This is a genomic window from Nonomuraea bangladeshensis (assembly GCF_039529455.1).
In the GTDB taxonomy this organism is placed as follows: Bacteria; Actinomycetota; Actinomycetes; order Streptosporangiales; family Streptosporangiaceae; genus Nonomuraea; species Nonomuraea bangladeshensis.
Genome location: NZ_BAAAMV010000001.1, coordinates 170,509 through 190,929 on the forward strand (window position 1 = coordinate 170,509; position 20,421 = coordinate 190,929).

Below are 20,421 nucleotides of genomic sequence, written 5' to 3' on the forward strand. Positions count from 1 at the left end.
GCGTCCGCCCCGGTGGGGGCGGCTGGGCTCCGGACTGGAGTGTAACCAGGGAATCTCCGGCCGAGAACACGGTAGATCGTGCCAATCTGCGGCGTCGTACGATGGTGGCCGGCAGGACCGGGGATGACGTGCGGCTTCCCCAGGCAGACGGGACGGGCACGGTGACGGACACGCTATCCGCTTCGCGGGCTGGCTCGGACGCGGGCGGAGCGCGGTGGGCGGCCGGGGCGCTGGCCGCGCTCGCGGTGACGCTGACCGTCGCGGGAACGGCCGTGCAGTTGTCGGTGCCCCGGGAGTGGGCGCCGTGGCCGCCGTTCGTGCCGGACCACGCGGCAGGGCTGGCGTTCCCGCTGACCGGGGCGTTCCTGATCCGGCACCGGCCGCGGCTGCGTCTCGCCTGGTTGATGTGCGTGGGCGGGCTCGGCTCCTCCGTCGCCGTCATGGCCGTCGGGCTGCAGAACGCCTCGGCCGCCGGCGGCGACCTGGAGAGCGCCGGCTGGCTGCGCGTCGCGGCCGTGGCGGGCTGGACGGTGGCCGCGTGCACGCTGTCGGCCCTGCTGCCGCTGCTCTCCCCCGACGACCGGCTGCCGTCGCGGCGCTGGCTGCCGGTGGCGGTCCTGGCCGTAGCGGTGAACCTCGCCGAGGGCGTGCGCGGCGCCGTACGGCCCGCGCCGCCCACGAGCCGCTACCCCGAGGTCGTCCCCAACCCGCTCGCCGTCGAGGCCCTGGCCCCCTACAACGCGAGCCTGCAGGCCGGGCTGACGCTGGTGATGAACGCCTGCGTGGTGCTCGGGCTGCTGTCGCTGGTCGGGCGCATGCGGCGGGCGGCCCCTGCCGGGCGGCGGCAGATCGCCTGGCCGCTGTCGGCGTTCGTCGTCTACACCGCGTTCCTGCTGCTCGGGCAGGACTACTGGGCGCTCGTGACGATCTGGACGGCGGCGATCCCGGTGGCGATCGCGTTCGCGGTGCTGCGCCACCGCCTGTACGGCATCGACACCGTCATCAGCCGTACGGTCGTCGCGACCGGCCTCATCGTCACCGTCGGCGCGGTCTACTTCGGCGTCAGCGCGCTCGCCGGGCTGCTGCTGTCGGACTACGACCAGCTCGCCGGCCTCGCGGCCACGCTCGCGGCGGGCGCGCTGTTCCAGCCGCTGCGCGCCCGGCTGCGCCGGATGACCGACGCCATGCTGTACGGCCGGCACGGCCGCCCCGAGGAGCTGGCCAGGCGGCTCACGATCGAGGTGGGCGCCAGGGAGCCGGCGAACGCGCTGGCCGCCGTCACCTCCGTGGTGCGTGACGGGCTCGGCGTGACCGGCGTCGTCGTCGAGGTCGGCGCGGACGGGCCCGGCAGGCCCGAGATGCGGGTGGAGCTGGGCGTGGCCGGGGCGGAGCCGCGGGTGGTGCCGCTGGTGTGGCACGGCGAACCGGTCGGCCGCATGCTCATCGGCCCGCCGGGGCCGCGCCGCTTCTCGGCCGCCTACACCGAACGGCTGATCGGGACGGCGGTCCCCTACGTCGCCGACGTGGCGCACGCCGTGCTGATGGCCGCCGACCTGCAACGTTCCAGGGAGCGCATCCTGACCGCCCGCGAGGAGGAACGCCGCAGGCTCCGCCGCGACCTGCACGACGGGCTCGGCATGGCGCTGACCAACATGGCGATGTCGCTCTCCATCGCCAGGACCAACCTGCGCCAGGCGCCCAGCGCGGCCGACGCGCTGCTGCTGGACCTGCGCAGCGGCATGGACGCGGTCAGCCAGGAGGTCCGCGAGCTGGTGTACGGCCTGCGCCCGCCCACCCTCGACGACCTCGGCCTGGCCGGGGCGGTGCGCGCGCTCGCCGCCGAGCCGGGGCCGCCCGTGGAGGTCGTGGCCGAGGGCGAGACCGACGCCCTGCCCGCGGCGGTGGAAGTGGCCGCGTACCGGATCGCGCAGGAGGCACTCACGAACGCGCGCAAGCACGCCGCCGCCGGGCACGTCACCGTGACGCTGGCCCGCTCGGAGCGGGCGCTGGTCGTACGGGTGCGCGACGACGGCAGGGGGCTGCCCGCGGCGCGGCGCTCCGGCGTGGGCTTCGCCTCGATGCGCGAACGGGCCGCCGAACTCGGCGGCACCTGCCTCATCACCTCGCCGGGGACGGGCACGCAGGTGGAGGCGGTCCTCCCGCTCTGAACCCCGCTCCGGCGGCGGGCCGGTGCCGCGGCGCTCGTCGCGCACCGCGGCCCGGCCGGGCTGCCGTCAGGAGTTGCAGCCGCAGGAGCAGTCGGATGAGCATGAGCAGGACGAGCCGTGACCGCAGGAGCAGTTCCCCTTATTCGTGTCCATGCCTCGTATGTTCCTTGGGCGGTGCGTGCTCGACCTCACTTTGGGAGCACATGTTGCCGCCGCCGAGGGCACATGGACCGAACCTGGGCCGGTGGCCCCGTCACTTGTCGTGGCCCTTGGCGTGCCCCTTTCCCGGGAAGCCCGTCAGGCCCTTCTTGGCCTGGCCGGGCGGCACGAAGGGGGCGGCGTGCCTGCCGCGGGCGGACTGGCCCGGCGTGACGCCGGTGGTGGTCCTTCCGGTGCTCTCCCTGGTGCTCTTGCCGGTGTTCCGCCTGGTGTCGGTCCCCCCGGTCCGCCGGACGGCGACGGACCGTACCCGCAGGTCGGCTTCCCGCTTCGCGGCCGGTTGATCGGGAGTGCCCGGCTGGTCGGGGGTGCTGTGCTGGTCGGGGGTCGCGGGCTGCTCGGGGGTGTCGCGCTGTTCGGGGGTGCCGGTCTGCTGGGGGGTCGCGGGCTGCTCGGGCTTCTGGCGCTGGTCGGTGGTGGTCGCGGGCAGCGCCGCCTCGACCCGCTGCTCGACGCCGGCGGCGCCGGGCGGGCCGCCGTCGGCGGGCCAGCCGGTGACCGCGAGCACGGCCACGATCAGCGCCGCCACCCCCGCCACCTGCCGCAGTTGCCCGCTCCCGAGCCACCGCCCCAGCATCTCGGCCGCGCCGCTCCTGACGCCTCCCGCAGCGGCCACGACAGGCTCGGGCATGACGCTGCCCGTCCTCGGGCCGGACAGCGGGAGCGCGGCGTGCTCATCGGGATCGGGGGCGATGGTCCCCGTCTGCGGGGCAGGGAGGACGAGGCTCTGGGTCCGGGGGCCGGCGGGGGTGGCCGGCTGCGGCCGGGACGTGAGCGGGGCTGAGGGGTCGGCCGCGGCGACGCGGCGGAGGTGGCGGCGGGCGGCCTCGGCGGTCCAGCGCTGTTCCGGGTCCTTCTCCAGGAGCCCCATGAGCAGCGGCGCCAGCGGCCCGGCCAGCTCGAACGGCGCCGGCGCGGTGGTGAGCACCGCGCTGATCGTGGCCAGCGCGTTCCCCTGCTCGAACGGCGAACGCCCCTCCACCGCCGTGTAGAGCGTCACGCCCAGCGACCACAGGTCCGCCTCGGGCGTCGGCGGCCCGCCGCGCGCCCGTTCGGGGGCGATGTACGCGGGCGTCCCCACCACCATGCCCGCCTCGGTGAGTTCGGCCCGCCGCTCCACGCTGGTGGCCAGGCCGAAGTCGGTGAGCACGGCGTGGCTCCCGCCGGAGTCGAGCAGGATGTTGGCGGGCTTGACGTCCCGGTGCACGATGCCGGCGGCGTGCGCCGCCTCCAGGGCGTCCAGCACCTGCAGGCCGAGCGCGGCGACGGCGGCGGGCGGCAGCGACCCGCTCTCGCCGAGCACGTGGGCCAGGGTGGGCGCCGGGACGAGCTGGAGCACGATCCACGGCCGCTCGTCGGCCACGACCACGTCGTAGACGGTGGCGACGTTCGGGTGGCTCAGCCGCGCCGCGAGGCGGGCCTCGCTCATGGTGCGTCCGAGCAGCGCCTCGCGTTCGGACGGCGGCCGCTGGTCGAGGGTGACCTCCTTGACCGCGACCGCGCGGTCGAGGAGTTCGTCGTGGCCGCGCCAGACCCGGCCCATGCCGCCGTGGCCCAGCTCGGCCTGGAGCCGGTAGCGACCGGCCAGCAGCAGGCCTTCGTAACGCGAATCGGACATAGCGCCCGGCCTACCCGATCAATGCCCGCCCATGCGCGAACCGCCATAACGTCCCGGTCGCTTCTAAGGCGGGAGTCATGACGCGCCCGGCGCGATGAGCTGGATGCCGACCAGACAGGTGTCGTCGTCGGTGTCGGAGTTGCTGTGGGTCAGCATGTGGTCGAGGCGGTGCTCCAGCGAGGCCGCCGGATGGCCGGCCGTCCGCAGGAGCTGCTGCTGGGAGTGCTGCAGGGAGCGGTCACGGCGCTCGATCAGCCCGTCGGTGTACATGAGGAGCGTGTCGCCCGGCATGAGCTGGATCCGGCTCTCCTCGTACGTGACCTCCGACAGCGCCCCCAGCAGGACGCCGCCGATGAGGTCGAGCTCGGCCACCTCGTCGCCGCGAATCAGGATGGGCGGCAGGTGCCCGCCCCGCGCCCAGCGCAGCACGCCGGTCTCCGGGTCGTACAGGCCGCAGATGGCGGTGGCCGTGACGTTCTCGGTCAGGTGGTGGGCCACCATGTTGAGCCAGGTCAGGAGCTGGCCGGGGCCGGCGCCGGTGGCGGCCAGGCCGCGCAGCGCGTTGCGCAGGACGACCATGCCGGTGGCCGCCTCGATGCCGTGCCCGGCCACGTCGCCGACGGACAGCAGGATCTGCTTGGACGGGAGGACCACGGCGTCGTACCAGTCGCCGCCGACCAGGTGCTCCTTCTCGGCGGGGCGGTAGCGGACGGCGATGTTGAGGTCGAAGGCCTCCATCGGGCCGCGGCTGGGCGGCATGATGGCCTGCTGGAGCTGGAGCGCCAGCCGGTTGCGCTCGGCGGCCTGCTGCTCGGTGTGGGCGAGCTGGTCACGGGTGGCGGCCAGCGCCACCTCCGTCCAGTGCTGGGAGGACACGTCCTGGTAGGCCCCCCGCACCGCGAGCAGCCGCCCGTCGGGCGACAGCACGGGCTCGGCCACCACCCGGATGTGGCGGGCCATGCCGTCGGAGCGCTGCAGCCGGAACGCGGTCGAGGCGGGCCGCCGGTGGTGCAGCAGCGTCCGCAGGAACCTGCCGATGAGCACGGCGTCGTCGGGGTGGGCGTGGTCGGCCAGCCGTTCGAGCGGGATGGGCGGCTCGCCGGGCTTCATCCCGTACAGGTCGTAGAGCTGCCGGTTCCAGGTGATCTCGCCCGACAGCGTGTTCTCCTCGAACCCGCCGATGCGGCCGAGCCGCTGGGCGTGCTGGAGCAGGCTCGCCAGGCGGGTGATCTCGTCCTGGAGCCGCCAGATGAGCAGCACGCCGTCGCCGTGCCGGGTGATGCTGACGCTGGCGAGGCTCGGCAGCGGCACGTCGTCCACGAGCGCGGTGAGCGTCATGTTCTCCGCCTTGAACGGCTCGCCGGTGGCGTGCACGTTCTCCACCACGGAGAACAGGCCGCCCTCGTCGGCCGCCAGCGGGTACGCCTCCAGCAGCAGCGACCCGGTCACCGCGCCCTTGGGCCGGCCCGCCGGGTCCACGAAGTGCGGGTTGGCGTGCGTGATGCGGAAGTCGGTGAGCCGGCCGTCGGCGTCGAGGTGCGGCTGCAGCACGAGCGCGGCGTCGGGCAGCGCCTCGGCGAGGCCGATCAGCTCCGCCTGCCCGGCGCCGCCGCCCGGCTCGACGGGCCGTTCGAGCACGTGGGAGCAGAGCTCGGCCAGCGCCTCGACCTGCTTGTGCACCTGCGGCGGCTGCGGGCCGACCGGGCCCGGCCAGCCGATCTCCAGCACGCCCATGATGCGGCCGCCGGTGCCCGCGGGCACGGTCACCCGGCCGCCGTCGGGCGTGAGGGTCATCCCGATCGACGGCAGCCCGACGTCGTCGAGCGAGCGGATCCAGACGGCCTGGCGCTCGACGAGCGCGCTGCGGGCCGGGGTGTTGACGCCGGGCGGCACGTAGCGCCACCGGTCGGCCTCGACGGCGCTGAAGCCGGCGCTGGCGGCCAGGGTGAGCGAGCCGTCGGAGCCGACCGTCCAGACGGCGACGTTCGTCGCGCCGAGCGGCTTCAGCGCGTGCTCCAGCAGCGAGGCGGCCACGGCCTGCGCGTCCGGGGCCTCCACCATGCCGTTCTCGGCCGAGCGCAGCCGCACGGCCACGTCGGCCGCCTCGGCCGCCTCCGCCGCTTCCGCCTCGGCGGCGGCGCGGGCGGAGTCGAGGAACTCGCGCGTGGCCTCGCTGATGCGGTCCTGGGCGGCCTGGTTGATGATCTCGGCGGCCAGTTCGAGCTGGGTCACCCCGGCCTGCTCGGCGAGGAGTTCGAGCTGCTGCGCGGCTCCCGCCAGGCCGCACTGCAGCCGCTCGATGAGGATGCCCTTGGCCACCTCGATGAGCGCGCGGCCCTCGGCGGCGCGCTGGGCCTCCTGGATCTGCCTGCGCAACCGGTCGATGGTGACGGCCAGCCGCCCGAGGTTGCTCACCGCCGCGGCCTCGGACGGGGCGGGCGCCGGAAGGCCCGGCTCCTGCGGGCTGTGCACTGTGGGTCCCACTGTGGGGTCACTCCTCGCCGGTCGGGCCGGATCGTCGATGGTCGGGATCTCGTCGCGCGGTACGCCTATGAGCCGGGCTGCTCCCGCACGTCGAGCCAGTGCCTCATCCGGGTGAGCAGGTGGTCGGCGTCCACCGGCTTGGTGACGTAGTCGCTGGAGCCGGCGCTCAGGGCCTTCTCCTGGTCGCCCGGCATGGCCTTCGCGGTCACCGCGATGATCGGCAGTTCGGCGTACTGCGGCATCTCGCGGATCTTGGCGGTGGCGACGTAGCCGTCCATCTCCGGCATCATCACGTCCATCAGCACGATGTCGATGTCGGGGTGGCTGAGCAGCGTCTCGATGCCCAGCCGGCCGTTCTCGGCGTGCAGGACGGTCATGCCGTGGATCTCCAGGATGCTGGTGATCGCGTAGAGGTTGCGCGTGTCGTCGTCCACGACGAGCACGGTGCGGCCGGCGAGCTCGCCGTCCACCTCCTGGCGGGGAAGCGTGCCGACGGCCTCGGGCCGGATCAGCGGCAGCACGTCGCCGGGCTGCTCGGCCGTGAGGTGCAGGGCGATCCGCTCGCGCAGCTCGTCGAGGCTGGACAGCAGCTCCAGCGCCTGGTTCTCGGCGCGCTCGCGCAGGCGGGCCTTCTGCTGGGAGGTGGTGCGCCAGTTGCTGTAGGCGAGGACGGGCACGACCGCGAGCGCGGGGTCGCCGTCCATGGCCTCCAGGAGCTGGAACGCCGCCAGGTCGGGCATGTCGAGGTCGAGCACCATGCAGTGGCACGGCTGGGCGGCGAGCGTGGCCGCGGCCTCCTCGGCGCCCGCGGCCCTGATGATCTCGACGGTGTCGTCCCTGCTGTCGGTCAGCTCGCGTACGACGCTCTCGGCGACCAGCGACAGCAGGCCGCCCGCGCGCTGCTCGATCACCAGCAGCCGCCGGTGCTGCGTGCCGCCGCCCGCGTCGGGGCCGGCGCCGGACGCGGTGGCCGGGCCGCTCTCCTCCACGCCCTCCGGCAGGGCCGCCGCGGCGGCGGCGGCGCGGGCGGGGCCGTCGGTGAAGGAGGGGTGGGCGACCGGCAGGAAGAGCGTGAAGACGCTGCCCTGTCCCGGCGTGCTCTGGACGCTGATCGCGCCGCCGAGCAGGTAGGCGATCTCCCGCGAGATGGAAAGGCCGAGGCCGGTGCCGCCGTACTTGCGGCTGGTGGTGCCGTCGGCCTGCTGGAACGCCCCGAAGATGACTTCGAGCTGCTGCTCGGGGATGCCGATGCCGGTGTCGATGACCCGCAGCGCGAGCGCCGGGCCGTTGGCCCGCACGGTCGCGGGCAGCTCGGCCGGGGCGGCGGGCTCGATGCGCAGCTCGACCCGGCCGGTCTCGGTGAACTTGACCGCGTTCGACAGCAGGTTGCGCAGCACCTGGCGCAGCCGGGAGTCGTCGGTCAGCAGCTCGTTGGGGATGCCGGGGGCGGTGGCGATGGTGAAGTCGAGGCTCTTCTCGCTGGTCATCGGCTGGAAGGTGGCCTCGACGTAGTCGAGCAGGCGGCGCAGCTGCACCCACTCGGGGTTGACGTCCATCTTGCCCGCCTCGACCTTCGACAGGTCGAGGATGTCGTTGATGAGCTGCAGGAGGTCGGAGCCGGCCGAGTGGATGATCTCGGCGTACTCGACCTGCTTCGGGGTGAGGTTGCGCGTGTGGTTCTGGGCCAGGAGCTGGGCCAGGATGAGCAGCGAGTTGAGCGGGGTGCGCAGCTCGTGGCTCATGTTCGCGAGGAACTCGCTCTTGTACTTCGAGGCGAGGGCGAGCTGCTGGGCGCGGTCCTCCAGCTCCTGCCTGGCCTGCTCGATCTCGAGGTTCTTGGCCTCGATGTCCTGGTTCTGGCTGACCAGGAGGCGGGCCTTCTCCTCCAGCTCGGCGTTGGAGCGCTGGAGCTCCTCCTGCTGGCTCTGCAGCTCCTCGGAGCGGGCCTGGAGCTCGGCGGCGAGCCGCTGCGACTCCTTCAGCAGCTCGTCGGTGCGGGCGTTGGCGACGATCGTGTTGAGGTTGACCCCGATCGTCTCCATCAGCTGCTCCAGGAACGCCCGGTGCACGGGCGTGAACTCCTGGACCGAGGCCAGCTCGATCACGCCGAGCACCTGCTCCTCGACGACCACGGGCAGCACGACGAGCGAGGCGGGCTCGATCCGGCCGAGGCCGGAGTCGATGGTGATGACGCCGGAGGGGATGTTCTCGGTCAGCGCGATCGTGCGGCGGCTGCGCGCGGCCTGGCCGATGAGCCCGTCGCCGAGCCGGAACCGGGGGGCGCGCTCGGCCTCCACCGGGTAGCCGTAGGCGCTGATCAGCTTCAGCTCGCTCTCCTCGGCGAGGAAGAACGCGCCGTACTGGGCCGAGACGAGCGGCGCCAGCTCGTTCATCACCAGCTCGGCGACCGTCGCCAGGTCGCGGTGGCCCTGCATGAGGCCGGACATGCGGGCGAGGTTGGACTTCAGCCAGTCCTGCTGCTCGTTGGCCGTGGTGGTCTCGCGCAGCGACTTGACCATCGAGTTGATGTTGTCCTTGAGGTCGGCCAGCTCGCCCTCGGCGTCGACGGTGATCGAGCGGGTCAGGTCGCCGGAGGTCACCGCGCTGGTCACCTCGGCGATCGCGCGCACCTGCCTGGTGAGGTTGCCGGCCAGCTCGTTGACGTTCTCGGTCAGCCGCTTCCAGGTGCCGGAGACGCCCTCCACCTCGGCCTGGCCGCCGAGCCTGCCCTCCGAGCCCACCTCGCGGGCCACGCGGGTGACCTCGGCGGCGAACGAGGACAGCTGGTCGACCATCGTGTTGATGGTGGTCTTCAGCTCCAGGATCTCGCCGCGCGCGTCCACGTCGATCTTGCGGGTCAGGTCGCCGCGGGCGACGGCCGTGGTGACCTGGGCGATGCTGCGCACCTGGTTGGTCAGGTTGTCGGCCATGGAGTTGACGTTGTCGGTGAGGTTCTTCCAGGTGCCGGCCACGTTGGGCACCCGGGCCTGGCCGCCGAGCTGGCCCTCGGTGCCGACCTCGCGGGCCACGCGGGTCACCTCGTCGGCGAACGCGCCGAGCGTGTCGACCATCGTGTTGATGGTCTGGGCCAGCGCGGCGACCTCGCCCTTGGCCTCCACGGTGATCTTCTGCGACAGGTCGCCCCGGGCCACCGCCGTGGCGACCTGGGCGATGCTGCGCACCTGGCTCGTCAGGTTGGAGGCCATGACGTTGACGTTGTCGGTGAGGTCCTTCCACGTGCCGGACACGCCGCGCACGGTGGCCTGGCCGCCCAGGTTGCCCTCGGTGCCGACCTCGCGGGCCACGCGGGTCACCTCGTCGGCGAAGGCCGAGAGCTGGTCGACCATCGTGTTGATGGTCTCCTTGAGCTCCAGGATCTCGCCGCGCGCGTCCACGCGGATCTTCTGCGACAGGTCGCCCTTGGCGACCGCCGTGGTGACCTGGGCGATGCTGCGCACCTGGGCCGTGAGGTTGTCGGCCATGACGTTGACCGACTCGGTGAGCGCCTTCCAGGTGCCGGAGACGCCCTTGACGTCGGCCTGGCCGCCGAGACGGCCCTCGGTGCCGACCTCGCGGGCCACGCGGGTCACCTCGTCGGCGAACGACGAGAGCTGGTCGACCATCGTGTTGAGGGTGTTCTTCAGCTCCAGGATCTCGCCTCGGGCCGAGACCGTGATGCGCTGCGACAGGTCGCCGCGCGCGACGGCGGTCGCGACCTGGGAGATGTTGCGGACCTGGTCGGTGAGGTTGCCGGCCATGAAGTTGACCGAGTCGGTGAGGTCGCGCCAGGTGCCCGCCACGCCCTTGACGTCCGCCTGGCCGCCGAGCTGGCCCTCGGTGCCGACCTCGCGGGCCACCCGGGTCACCTCGTCGGCGAACGACGAGAGCTGGTCGACCATCGTGTTGACGGTGTTCTTCAGCTCCAGGATCTCGCCGCGCGCGTCCACGGTGATCTTCTGCGACAGGTCGCCCCGGGCGACCGCCGTGGTGACCTGGGCGATGCTGCGCACCTGGTCGGTGAGGTTGCCGGCCATCGCGTTGACGGACTCGGTGAGGTCCTTCCACGTGCCCGACACCGCGGGCACCTCGGCCTGGCCGCCCAGCCGCCCCTCGGTGCCGACCTCGCGGGACACGCGGGTGACCTCCGAGGTGAACAGCGAGAGCTGGTCCACCATGCCGTTGAAGACCGAGGCGATCTCGCCCAGCAGTCCGTCGGCGTCCTCGGGAAGCCTGGTGCGGAAGTCGCCGTCCCTGACCGCCGTCAGGCCCGCGAGGAGCAGCCGCAGCTCGGACTCGCCGACCTCGGCGCCCGCGCGGGTGGTCGTGCCCGGCCCGCCGGCTGTCGTGTCACTCATGTCCGCCCTCGTCGTCGAGATTCTCTGACCAAGCGCCTTCGATGACCCGACAGCGGGCTTCCACACAGACCCGGAACTCGCCCGGTGATCATCACAGCTGGAACAGGACACACAGGCAGATGTCTCCGTGGATCCGTATGTGAGGTTACTAGATCAGGGCGACTGATGCGTTCGCATCATTTGCTATCCGGCAATTTGCCTGGTTTCTGTGTCATGCAACCGCTCGCACCGGGCCCCCGAAAGACAAAGGTGTGAGTGAGACGCGAAGCGCCCGGGCGACGGCCCCGCCGGTGACCACGGCCAGGGCGGCACGGGCGGTGGGGCTGGCGGCGCTGGCGGCCATGGTGGCCCTCCAGGTCGCCTCCGGGGTCAGCGCGGAGCCGGTGCGCTTCACCGGGATCGTCGTGGCGGTGCTGGCGGTCAGCGCCATCGGGTTCGCCGCCGCCGGCTGGGGCACGCGGCGGACGCTCGCCGCGTTCGGGGCGGTGGTCGCGGCCGGGTACGCAGCCGAGGCCGTCGGCGTGCGCACCGGGTTCCCGTTCGGCGAGTACCACTACACCGGCCTGCTGTGGCCGCAGCTCGGCGGCGTGCCCGTCGTGGTGGCGCTGGCGTGGGGCGGGATGGGGCTGGCCGCGTACGGGGTGGCGGCGGCGGTCACGACCGGCGGGGCGCGGATCGCCGTGGGGGCGCTCGCGCTGACGGCGTGGGACCTCTTCCTCGACCCGCAGATGGTCGGGCTCGGCCTGTGGACGTGGGCCGTGCACGGCGGGTACCGGGGCATCCCGCTGACCAACTTCGCGGGCTGGCTGCTGGTGTCCGCGCTGGTCATGCTGCTGCTGGAGCGGATACTCGGCGGCGGGCAGTCCCACCAGGCCCGCCCGCCGCGCGGCCTGGCGGGCGTCTACACCACGATGGCGGTCATGGAGACAGCCGGGTTCGCCGCGGTGTTCCAGCCGCCGGACCCGCTGGTCGCCGCGGCCGGGGGCATGTCGATGGGCGCGTTCGCGGCGCTCGCGTGGAGGCGGCTGTGGCGGAAGTGATCGTGATCGGCGGCGGCGTCGGGGGCATGGCGTCGGCGCTGCTGCTCGCCCGCCGGGGGCACCGGGTGCGGCTGTACGAGCAGTTGCCCCGGCTCGGCGGCAAGCTGGCCGAGCACCGGCGGGACGGGTTCACCTTTTCCATGGGGCCGTCGCTGCTCACCATGCCCGCGCTCTTCCGCGAGCTCGGGGTGGAGCGCGAGCTGGTCGAGCCGGCCGAGCTGTGCCGCTACCGGTTCGCCGACGGCTCCGCGCTGACCGCCCGCCGCGACCCGGAGCTCATGGCGGCCGAGGTCGAACGGCTCGCGCCGGGCGAGGGCGCGGCCTGGCGGGCCTTCCACGCCTGGGCGGAGGGATGCCTGCGGGCCGCGGGCCGTACCTTCTTCGCCGGGCCGCTCGGCCGCCCGCCGCGCGAGGCCCGGCCGCGCGACCTGCTCGCCGTCGCGCCCGCCCGCACCCTCGACGGGCTGGCCCGCCGCTTCTTCCGCGACCCGCGCCTGCGCCAGTACGTCGGCCGCTACGCCACCTACGCCGGGTCCAGCCCGTACCGGGCGCCGGCCGCGCTCGCCTGCGTGCCCGCGCTGGAGCACGGCCAGGGCGGCTGGTACGTCCCCGGCGGCCTGCCGAGACTCGCCGAGGACCTGGCGGCGCTGCTGAAGGAGGCCGGGGTCGAGGTGCGCCTGTCCGCGCCCGTCGAGGCGGTCACCGTGGACGGCGGGCGGGTCACCGGGGTGCGGCTCGCGGGCGGCGGCCACGAGCGGGCCGACGTCGTGGTGGCGAACGTGGACGCCGCCGCGCTCTACGGCCGCCTGCTGCCGGACCGGCGGCGGTTCCGGCGGCTCGCCGGGCTCGGGTTGTCGTCGTCGGCGTTCCTGCTGATGGCCGGGGTCGAGGGGCGCACCCCCGGGCTGGCGCACCACACCGTGTTCTTCTCGGGCGAGTACGAGCGGGAGTTCGCCGACATCTTCGACCGGCGCGAACCGCCCGGCGACCCGACCGTGTACGTCGGCTGCTCCGCCGTCGACGACCCCGGCCAGGCGCCGGCCGGCACGGAGAACCTCACCATGCTGGTCAACGTCCCCGCCCGCGACCCCGGCCGGTGGCGCGTCGGCGTGGACGCCTACCGGGACCTGGTGCTGGAACGGCTCGCGGGGCGCGGGCTCGACCTGTCCGGGCGGCTGCGCTTCGTGGACGTCCTGACGCCCGCCGACCTGCGCGACCGGTACGGGGCCTGGGCGGGGGCGATCTACGGCAGTGCGTACCGGGGGCGGCTGGCGCCGTTCCTGCGACCGGGCAACCGGGGGCCGAAGCGCGGCCTGTACGTGGTCGGCGGCACGGCCCACCCCGGCGGCGGCCTGCCCATGGTGACGTTGGGCGCCCACATCGTCACCGACCTCATCGGCCACGACTTCACCCACCCCCGCACGGCCCCTCCGAGGGAGGCTGGCCAATGAGAGGCGGCCTGGTGAGGGGTCGGCTGCTGAAGGGCGGGCTGGTGAAGGGCGGGCCGGTGAAGGGCGGGCCGGTGACACGCCGGCTGGCGACGGGTGGGCTGCTGGCGGGCGGGCTGATCAAAGCCGAGCCGCTGAAGGCCGGGCTGGCGACGGCCTGGCCGACCAAAACCGGGCCGCTGAAGGGCGGGCTGGTGGCCGTGGCGCAGGTGGTGGCGGCGGGGGTTGTGGTCGCGCGGCTGGCACGGGGGCGGCGGCGGCTTCCGCCGCTTGCGGCCGACGCCGCGGCCCCCGCCACGGCCGACGCCGCGGCCCCCGCCGCGGCTGCCGGGCGCGGGACGGTGACGCCTGTCAGCGGCGATCAGGGCATCTCCGTCGTGGTGCCCGCGCGGAACGAGGCGGCCAGGATCGGGCCGTGTCTGCGGGCGGTGCTCGCAGACACGGACGTCAAGGAGGTCATCGTCGTGGACGACCGCTCCACCGACGGCACCGCCGCGCTGGCCGCCGGCCTGGGCGCGACCGTCGTACGCGGCGAGCCGCTCCCCCCGGGCTGGGTCGGCAAGCAGTGGGCGCTGCGGCAGGGCGTGGCCGCCGCGTGCGGCGACGTCGTCGTGACCCTCGACGCCGACACGCGCCCCGGGCCGGGCCTGTTCGGCGCGCTGGTCCGCGCCCTGGACGGGCACGACCTGGTCAGCGCCGCCCCCCGGTTCGCCTGCGACGGCCCGCTGGAACAGGCGCTGCACGCCTCGATGCTGGCCACGCTCGTCTACCGGTTCGGCCCCGTCGGCCCGGCGACGCCGCCCCCGCCGCACCGGACCCTGGCCAACGGCCAGTGCCTGGCCTTCCGCCGGACGGCGATGACGGAGATCGACGCCTTCACCGCCGTACGCGGGCACATGACCGACGACGTGGCGCTCGCCCGGTTCCTGGCGGGACGTGGCTGGCGGGTCGGCTTCCTGGACGGCGGCGCGCTGCTGGAGGTCGACATGCACGACTCGACCGCCGAGCTGTGGCGCGAATGGGGCCGGTCGCTGCCGCTCGCGGACGTGACCGGCGCGGGCTGGCGGGCCGCCGACCTCGCGGTGATCTGGCTGACGGCGGCGCTGCCGGTGCTGCGCCTCGCCGCCGGCCGGGCGACGAGGCTGGACGCGGCGCTGCTGGCCGTGCGCCTGCTGCTGACCGGCGCGCTGCGCCGCAGCTACCGCCGGCCGGGCCTCGGCCTGCTGCTGTCCCCGCTGCTGGACCCGGCCGCCGCCGTCCGCCTCACCCAGGCGACGCTCCGCCCGGTACGCGAGTGGCGCGGCCGTACCTATCCCAAGCTCACCCCCGGCGGCCCGACAGCGCGGCCTGACCGAAACGCAGGCCGATGAGGCACATCAGCGCCCCCGTCCCCGCGACCAGCTCGGCCGGGACGAACAACAACTGCAGGACGGGCAGCCCGAACACCGCCACCCGCGCCCCCGCCGCGAACGACCGCGCCGCCAGCGCCACGGCCACCAGCACCGCCACGGCCAGCGCGAACCCGGGCGGGCAGATCACCGCGGCCCCGCCCGCGAAGGTCAGGATCGACCGCCCGCCGCGGAACCCGGCGAACACCGGCCAGGCGTGCCCCGCCATCGCCGCCGCCACCGCCAGGTACACGGGCAGGACGCTGTCCCCCGTCACCGCGCCGGCGGCGGTCGTGTGCCCGCCGCTGAACAGCAGCGCGGCCAGCCCCGCCAGCACGCCCTTCAGCGTGTCACCGGCGAACACCGGCACGGCGGCCCGCCAGCCGAGCTGCTCCTTGACGTTCCAGAAGCCGGGATTGCGGTCGCCCACGGCGCGCGGGTCGAACCCGTGCCCGCGCGCCAGCAGCACCGCCACCGGGACCGACCCCAGCAGGTAGCTGACGATGACCGACATCACCAGTACGTCCATGGCCTCGTTCCACCTCATCCGGTATGACTCCGCGGACGCCATGCGTCACATGGCCTTCGACCGCCCGCTGCTGCGGCGCACCGGCGGGCTCACGTTCTGGCGGCTGCTCGGGACCGGGCGCGGCCGGTCGATGTCGCTGGGCGCGGACCTGCGCCGGTGGGCGCTGTTCGCGGTCTGGCGCGAGGAGGCCGACCTGGAGGCGTTCCTGCGCGATTCGCCCATAGCGGCGCGGTGGCGGGCGGAGGCGGTGGAGCGGTGGCAGGTCCGCCTCGCGCCGCTGGCCTCGCGCGGCACCTGGAGCGGCCGCGACCCCTTCCCCCGGCCCGCCGAACAGGGCACCCGGCAGGGACCGGTCGCCGTGCTCACGCGGGCCTCCATCAGGGCGCGGCGGCTGGCGGCCTTCTACCGGTCGGTGCCGCCCGTGGACCGGCTGCTGGCCCGGCAGGACGGCTGCCTGGCCTCGATCGGGGTGGGCGAGTGGCCGCTGGCCCGGCAGGCGACGTTCTCCCTGTGGCGGGACGCGGCGGCGGTGCGCCGCTTCGCCTACGGGGACGACGAGCACCTGCGGGTGGTGGCGCGGGTGCGCGCGCACGACTGGTACAGCGAGGAGCTGTTCGCCCGGTTCATCCCGTACGAGAGTGAAGGCACCTGGAACGGCGCCGACCCCCTGGCCTGACCCGGGGCGGGGCGTCACGCCGGTTCCAGAGCGGACAGGGAGTGGGCGACCACGCAGGCGCGGGCGATCGTGGCGGCGGTCGAGGAGCCGTGCGCGACGATCACGGTGCCGCGCAGCCCCAGCAACGCCGCCCCGCCGTGCGTCTGCGGGTCGTAGCGCCGGGCCACCCGCGCGAGCGCGTCCGGCTCGGCGAGACCGGCCCGCGCGACCATGGCGAGCGCGGTCCGTACGCACCCCTCGACGCTCTTGAGCACGACGTTGCCGGTGAAGCCGTCGGTGACGATGACGTCCACCGCGCCGGACAGCACGTCGTGGCCCTCGATGTTGCCGTGGAAGCGCATCGGCAGGCCGCGCAGCAGCTCCTCGGCCCGCCGGGCCAGCCGGTTGCCCTTGCCGGGCTCCGAGCCGATCGACAGCAGCCCCGCCACCGGGCCGGGCACGCCCAGCACGGCGCGGGCGTACCCGGCGCCGAGCAGCGCGAACTGGGCCATCATCTCCGGCGTCGGGTCGGCGGTGGCGCCGGCGTCCACGAGCACGCTCGCGCCGCCGGGCAGCGTCGGCAGCGCGACGGCGAGCGCGGGACGCAGGACGCCCTCGGCCCTGCCGACCCGGCGTACGGCCTGGGCGACCACCGCGCCGGTCGAGCCTGCCGACACGAACGCGGCGCCCCCGCCCCCGCCGAGCAGGCCGCAGCCCACGGCCAGGCTGGAGGCGGTCAGCGCGGCGCCGCCCGCGCCCCGCTCCGTCATGGGCACGACGTCGGGGGCGTGCACGACCGGGATCTCGCCGGCGGCGTCGTGGACGGCCAGCTCGCGGGCGAGGTCCGGCTCGCGGCCGACGAGGACGACCGGGACCCCGTGCTCCCGCCGGGCCGCCACCGCCCCCGCCACGGTCTCGGCGGGCCCGTGGTCGCCGCCCATCGCGTCCAGCACCACCGCGCCCGGCCCCACCGCGTCCAGCGCCACCGCATCCAGCGCCACCGCGTCCGGCCCCACAGCGCCCGGCCCCACCGCGTCCCGCCCGCCCGCGCCGATCCCCCCGCTCATGGCAGGTCTACGCGGACGCGGCGTTCGAGCCGGCCCGCCCCGGCGGAGGCCAGCAGGTGGCGGGCGAAGGCGACGGCCCTGCGGTGGCGCGGCACCCGTACCCGCCGTTCCAGCACCGCGAAGCCGCCGCGCTCGATCGCGACGAGGATCCCCCCGTACAGCTCGACGGCGGCCCGCACGCACGGCCGGGACGAGGGCACCAGCAGGTCGATGCCCCTCGCCGCGGCCCGGTAGTGCTCGCGGGCCCGACCCGCCTCGAAGGCGAGCAGCTCGCGCACCGCCCGCCCGGTCCGCGACCGGCCCAGGTCGGCGGGCTCGACCCCGTACGCGGCGAGGTCCTTGGCGGGCAGGTAGACCCGCCCGCGGGCGTGGTCCTCCCGCACGTCGCGAAGGAAGTTCGTGAGCTGGAAGGCCAGGCCGAGCTGGCGGGCCGGCTCCCTGGCCGCCGCCTCCTCGCCGGGCAGCGCCTCCAGCACCGGCAGCATCATGGTGCCGATGACCGCCGCCGACCCCTCCATGTAGCCGAGCAGGTCGTCGTAGGTGGCGTACGAGGTGACCGACAGGTCGGCGCGCATCGCGGCGAGGAAGGCGTCCACGTCGCCGCGCGCGATCCCGAACGAGCGCACGGTGTGCAGGAACGCGGGCAGCACCGGGTCCGCGACCGGCTCGCCGGCCAGCCCCCTGCCGGTGCGCTCGCAGAGCGCGTCGAGGGCCGCCCGCCGGTCGGCGGTCATGGTGAAGGAGTCGACGATCTCGTCGGCGTAGCGGGCGAAACCGTACAGCGCGTGGACGTGACGGCGTTTCCACGCGGGCAGCAGCAGCGTGGCCAGGTAGTAGGACCGGCCGTAGCGGGCGTGCAGCTGGCGGCAGCGTTCGTAGCTGGCGGTGAGAGTCAACGGATGCCCTTTACGAAGTAAGAATGCGTTCTGCGGCGAGCCGGCCGGAGATGAGCACCGGGGGGACCCCGACGCCCGGCGCGGTGTGCATGCCGGCGAAGTGCAGTCCGGGCACCCGCCGGGCGGCGCCGGACGGGCGCAGCCACGCCGTCTGGGTGAAGCGGTGGTCGAGCGCGAACGGGGTGCCGGCCGTGTGGCCGAGCGCGGCCCACGCGGGCGGGTCGAGGACGAGCCTGGGCGTCGCGGACAGGTCGCCGTAGCCGAGCGCGGCCAGCCGGGCGAGCAGGCGTTCCTCCAGGCGGGGACGGAGCCGGTCCCAGTCGGCGGCCTCCAGGTTGGGCGCGGGCTCCAGGACGCTGAGCGTGGCGTGCCCCGGCGGCGCGGCGTCCTCGTCCGTGGCGGGGCAGGTGACGAGCAGGCTCGGGTCCGGCTGCGGCCGGCCCGACTCCAGCGCCGCGAACGTCTCCCGCCACGCCCGCCCGAAGTGCAGCGTGTGGTGCGCCTGCCCGGCCGGCGGACGCTCCAGCCCGGCGTGGACGACCAGGCAGGACGGCGAGAAGCGGGGGCGGCGCATCCGCCAGTCGGCGGCCCGGCCGGGCAGCAGGCGGCGGGCCGCGTACCGGTCGCAGGCGACGACCACGTGCCCGGCGGGCAGGCGTTCGCCGTCCTCCAGCAGGACGCCGGTGACGCCGTCCCGGTCGGTCCGGACCTCGCGGGCGCGGGCGGCGTACCGGACGGGCGCGCCCAGCTTCTCCAGCAGGGCGGCCAGCGCGGACGGGATGGCGTGCATGCCGCCGCGTTCGGGGAAGTAGACGCCGCCGACGGTGTCCATGTGCGCGATGACGGCGTAGATGCCGAGGGCGCGCTGCGGGGACAGGCCGACGTACAGGGACTGGAAGGTGTGCGCCTTGATCAGCCGCTCGTCGGTGAGGTGGCGGGCGGCGAGCCGGTCCAGGCGGCGGAAGCCGCCGAGCGCGGCGAGCCTGGCCAGCGCGAGCGGGCGGGCCAGGGCGCCCAGCCTGGTCATGTCCGCGTCGATGAACGCGGGCCACTCCGCCGCGAACAGCTCGCCGAGCAGCCGCCGGTACCGCAGGTAGCGGGCCGCCTCGGCGGGCCCGCACAGCTCGCGCACCCGCTCGGCCATCACCGCGCCGTCCGGGGTGAGGTCCAGGTGCGAGCCGTCGTGGAAGGCCATGCGGTACGCCGGGTCGAGACGGCGCAGCGGCAGCCAGTCGCGCAGCTCCTCCCCCGCCGCGCCGAAGATGTCGGCGAGCACGCCGGGCATGGTCAGCACGGACGGGCCGGTGTCGAACCGGTACGGGCCGAGCCTGGCGCTCCCGCAGCAGCCGCCCGGCTCGTCCCTGGCCTCGACGACGGTGACCTCCCGCCCGGCCGCGGCCAGCCGTACGGCGGCGGCGAGACCGGCGAGGCCGGCGCCGATCACCACGGTGGGTCCGCGCCGGGGCATCAGCGGCTCCTGTCGGTGGCGAGCACGGTCAGCTCGGTGAGCGCCGCGCGGGCGTCGCCGGGCAGGCCGGGCAGCGCGTCGAGGGCCCCGACGGCCTGCGCGGCCAGGGCGGCGATGCGCCGCTCCGCCGCGTCCAGCGCGCCGCAGGAGACGATCAGCTCGCGGGCCGCAAGGACGTCCTCCTCGGTGGCGACCGCGTCGAGGAGGAGGGCGGCGCCGCGCGGCCCGGTGCGTTCCCTGGCGGCGGCGACGAGGTGGTTGGGCTTGCCCTGGCGCAGGTCGGCGGCGGGCTTGCCGGTGCGGCCCGGGTCGCCGAAGACGCCGAGGACGTCGTCGCGGAGCTGGAACGCCTCCCCCAGCGGCAGCGCGTACGCGCTGAGCGCCCGCCTGGCCGCCGGCCCGCCGCCCGCCACCGCGTGCCCGAGGTGGAGGGGGCGCTCGATGGTGTACTTGGCCGACTTGTAGAGCGCGATCGTACGGGTCCGGCCGGTGTCCGCTCCGGCGGCGGTGCCGGCGAGGTCGAGCTGCTGCCCGGCCGTGACCTCCACGCGCAGCCTGGTGAGGACGCCGAGCGCGTCGGCGAGGTGCGGCCCGGAGCCGAGCAGCGCGGCGTCGGCCCAGGCCAGGGCCAGCAGGGCGAGCAGCGTGGTCTGCGACTCGCCGTAGCGGGCCGGGTCGCCGCGCAGGCCCGCGCGGCGGTGCTCGGCGGCCAGCGCGACGTGCGCCGCCGGGCGGCCCCTGCGGCCGGGGGCCTCGTCCATGACGTCGTCCAGGAGCAGCGCCGCGACGTGCACCAGCTCGACGGCGCAGGCGGCGTTCAGCACCGCGCCGAGGTCCGCCGCCGTGCCGCCGGCCGCCCGGTGCCCCCAGTACACGAACGCCGGCCGCAGCCGCTTGCCGCCGTCCCGCGCGAACGCGGCGAGGTGGCGGCGGACCAGGCCGACGCCCTCCTCGCCGAGGAAGCCCAGCCGGGCGAGCTCCTGGTCGAGCAGTTCGCCGAGCCGCTGGTCGACCAGGTGGCGCACCCGGCCGTTCCCTGCGCCGCCGGCCGGGGTGACGGTGTGCGAGGTCACGATTGTCATGCGT

The 20,421-nt window shown here is 75.0% G+C and carries 13 protein-coding genes; 5 read left to right on the forward strand and 8 right to left on the reverse strand.

The features are described from left to right. Positions 1-161 precede the first annotated feature (161 nt). Entirely contained in the window at positions 162-2,168 is a 2,007-nt protein-coding gene (locus tag ABD292_RS00695; protein ID WP_344204338.1) for a sensor histidine kinase, read from the forward strand. Between the two features lie 253 nt (positions 2,169-2,421). On the opposite strand, the gene ABD292_RS00700 is transcribed toward ABD292_RS00695, so the two are convergent. From ABD292_RS00700 to ABD292_RS00710, 3 genes are all read right to left on the reverse strand, one after another. Beyond that, the gene (locus tag ABD292_RS00700) at positions 2,422-4,005 is read right to left on the reverse strand and encodes a serine/threonine-protein kinase (protein ID WP_344204341.1); all 1,584 of its coding nucleotides are present in this window, start codon (positions 4,003-4,005) and stop codon (positions 2,422-2,424) included. Positions 4,006-4,080: 75 nt separating this feature from the next. Further along, positions 4,081-6,489 (reverse strand): SpoIIE family protein phosphatase, encoded by a 2,409-nt coding sequence (locus ABD292_RS00705; RefSeq protein WP_344204343.1) that lies wholly within the window; start codon positions 6,487-6,489, stop codon positions 4,081-4,083. 65 nt (positions 6,490-6,554) lie between these two features. Further along, positions 6,555-10,844 carry a HAMP domain-containing protein gene (locus ABD292_RS00710; protein ID WP_344204345.1) on the reverse strand — a complete coding sequence of 1,430 codons (4,290 nt, stop codon included), beginning with the start codon at positions 10,842-10,844 and terminating at the stop codon, positions 6,555-6,557. 251 nt (positions 10,845-11,095) lie between these two features. Here ABD292_RS00710 and ABD292_RS00715 point away from each other — a divergent pair, with 251 nt between their 5' ends. The 3 genes from ABD292_RS00715 to ABD292_RS00725 are packed head-to-tail and all read left to right on the forward strand — an operon-like array spanning position 11,096 to position 14,702. Beyond that, a complete protein-coding gene (locus ABD292_RS00715; RefSeq protein WP_344204348.1) occupies positions 11,096-11,884 on the forward strand; it encodes a carotenoid biosynthesis protein in 789 nt (262 codons plus the stop codon). After that, positions 11,872-13,335, forward strand: a complete 1,464-nt coding sequence (locus ABD292_RS00720) for a phytoene desaturase family protein (protein WP_344204350.1) — start codon at positions 11,872-11,874, stop codon at positions 13,333-13,335. Before ABD292_RS00715 ends, ABD292_RS00720 begins: the two co-directional genes overlap by 13 nt. An 11-nt stretch (positions 13,336-13,346) precedes the next feature. Continuing rightward, entirely contained in the window at positions 13,347-14,702 is a 1,356-nt protein-coding gene (locus ABD292_RS00725; protein WP_344204352.1) for a glycosyltransferase family 2 protein, read from the forward strand. On the opposite strand, the gene ABD292_RS00730 is transcribed toward ABD292_RS00725, so the two are convergent. Next, entirely contained in the window at positions 14,653-15,249 is a 597-nt protein-coding gene (locus ABD292_RS00730) for a glycerol-3-phosphate acyltransferase (protein WP_344204355.1), read from the reverse strand. The genes ABD292_RS00725 and ABD292_RS00730 overlap by 50 nt on opposite strands. Before the next feature lie 49 nt (positions 15,250-15,298). Here ABD292_RS00730 and ABD292_RS00735 point away from each other — a divergent pair, with 49 nt between their 5' ends. Next, the gene (locus ABD292_RS00735; protein ID WP_344204357.1) at positions 15,299-15,925 is read left to right on the forward strand and encodes a spheroidene monooxygenase; all 627 of its coding nucleotides are present in this window, start codon (positions 15,299-15,301) and stop codon (positions 15,923-15,925) included. 14 nt (positions 15,926-15,939) lie between these two features. On the opposite strand, the gene ABD292_RS00740 is transcribed toward ABD292_RS00735, so the two are convergent. From ABD292_RS00740 to ABD292_RS00755, 4 genes are read right to left on the reverse strand one after another with little or no spacing between them, the layout of a single operon-like run. Next, positions 15,940-16,971 carry a phosphate acyltransferase gene (locus ABD292_RS00740; RefSeq protein WP_344204359.1) on the reverse strand — a complete coding sequence of 344 codons (1,032 nt, stop codon included), beginning with the start codon at positions 16,969-16,971 and terminating at the stop codon, positions 15,940-15,942. Further along, positions 16,968-17,867 (reverse strand): phytoene/squalene synthase family protein, encoded by a 900-nt coding sequence (locus ABD292_RS00745; protein ID WP_344204361.1) that lies wholly within the window; start codon positions 17,865-17,867, stop codon positions 16,968-16,970. The genes ABD292_RS00740 and ABD292_RS00745 overlap by 4 nt, the downstream gene beginning before the upstream one ends. Positions 17,868-17,877: 10 nt before the next feature. Continuing rightward, complete coding sequence (locus tag ABD292_RS00750; protein ID WP_344204363.1) at positions 17,878-19,335, reverse strand: phytoene desaturase family protein; 1,458 nt, start codon at positions 19,333-19,335, stop codon at positions 17,878-17,880. Next, a complete protein-coding gene (locus ABD292_RS00755; RefSeq protein ID WP_344204365.1) occupies positions 19,335-20,417 on the reverse strand; it encodes a polyprenyl synthetase family protein in 1,083 nt (360 codons plus the stop codon). The genes ABD292_RS00750 and ABD292_RS00755 overlap by 1 nt, the downstream gene beginning before the upstream one ends. Between the last annotated feature and the right edge of the window lie 4 nt (positions 20,418-20,421).

Bases quoted from the DNA above. Each gene is read 5' to 3' on its own strand.
- ABD292_RS00700 (WP_344204341.1), bottom strand. From the start codon at position 4,005: ATGTCCGATTCGCGTTACGAAGGCCTGCTGCTGGCCGGTCGCTACCGG.
- ABD292_RS00710 (WP_344204345.1), bottom strand. From the start codon at position 10,844: ATGAGTGACACGACAGCCGGCGGGCCGGGCACGACCACCCGCGCGGGC.
- ABD292_RS00730 (WP_344204355.1), bottom strand. From the start codon at position 15,249: ATGGACGTACTGGTGATGTCGGTCATCGTCAGCTACCTGCTGGGGTCG.
- ABD292_RS00735 (WP_344204357.1), top strand. From the start codon at position 15,299: ATGGCCTTCGACCGCCCGCTGCTGCGGCGCACCGGCGGGCTCACGTTC.
- ABD292_RS00740 (WP_344204359.1), bottom strand. From the start codon at position 16,971: ATGAGCGGGGGGATCGGCGCGGGCGGGCGGGACGCGGTGGGGCCGGGC.
- ABD292_RS00750 (WP_344204363.1), bottom strand. From the start codon at position 19,335: ATGCCCCGGCGCGGACCCACCGTGGTGATCGGCGCCGGCCTCGCCGGT.
- ABD292_RS00755 (WP_344204365.1), bottom strand. From the start codon at position 20,417: ATGACAATCGTGACCTCGCACACCGTCACCCCGGCCGGCGGCGCAGGG.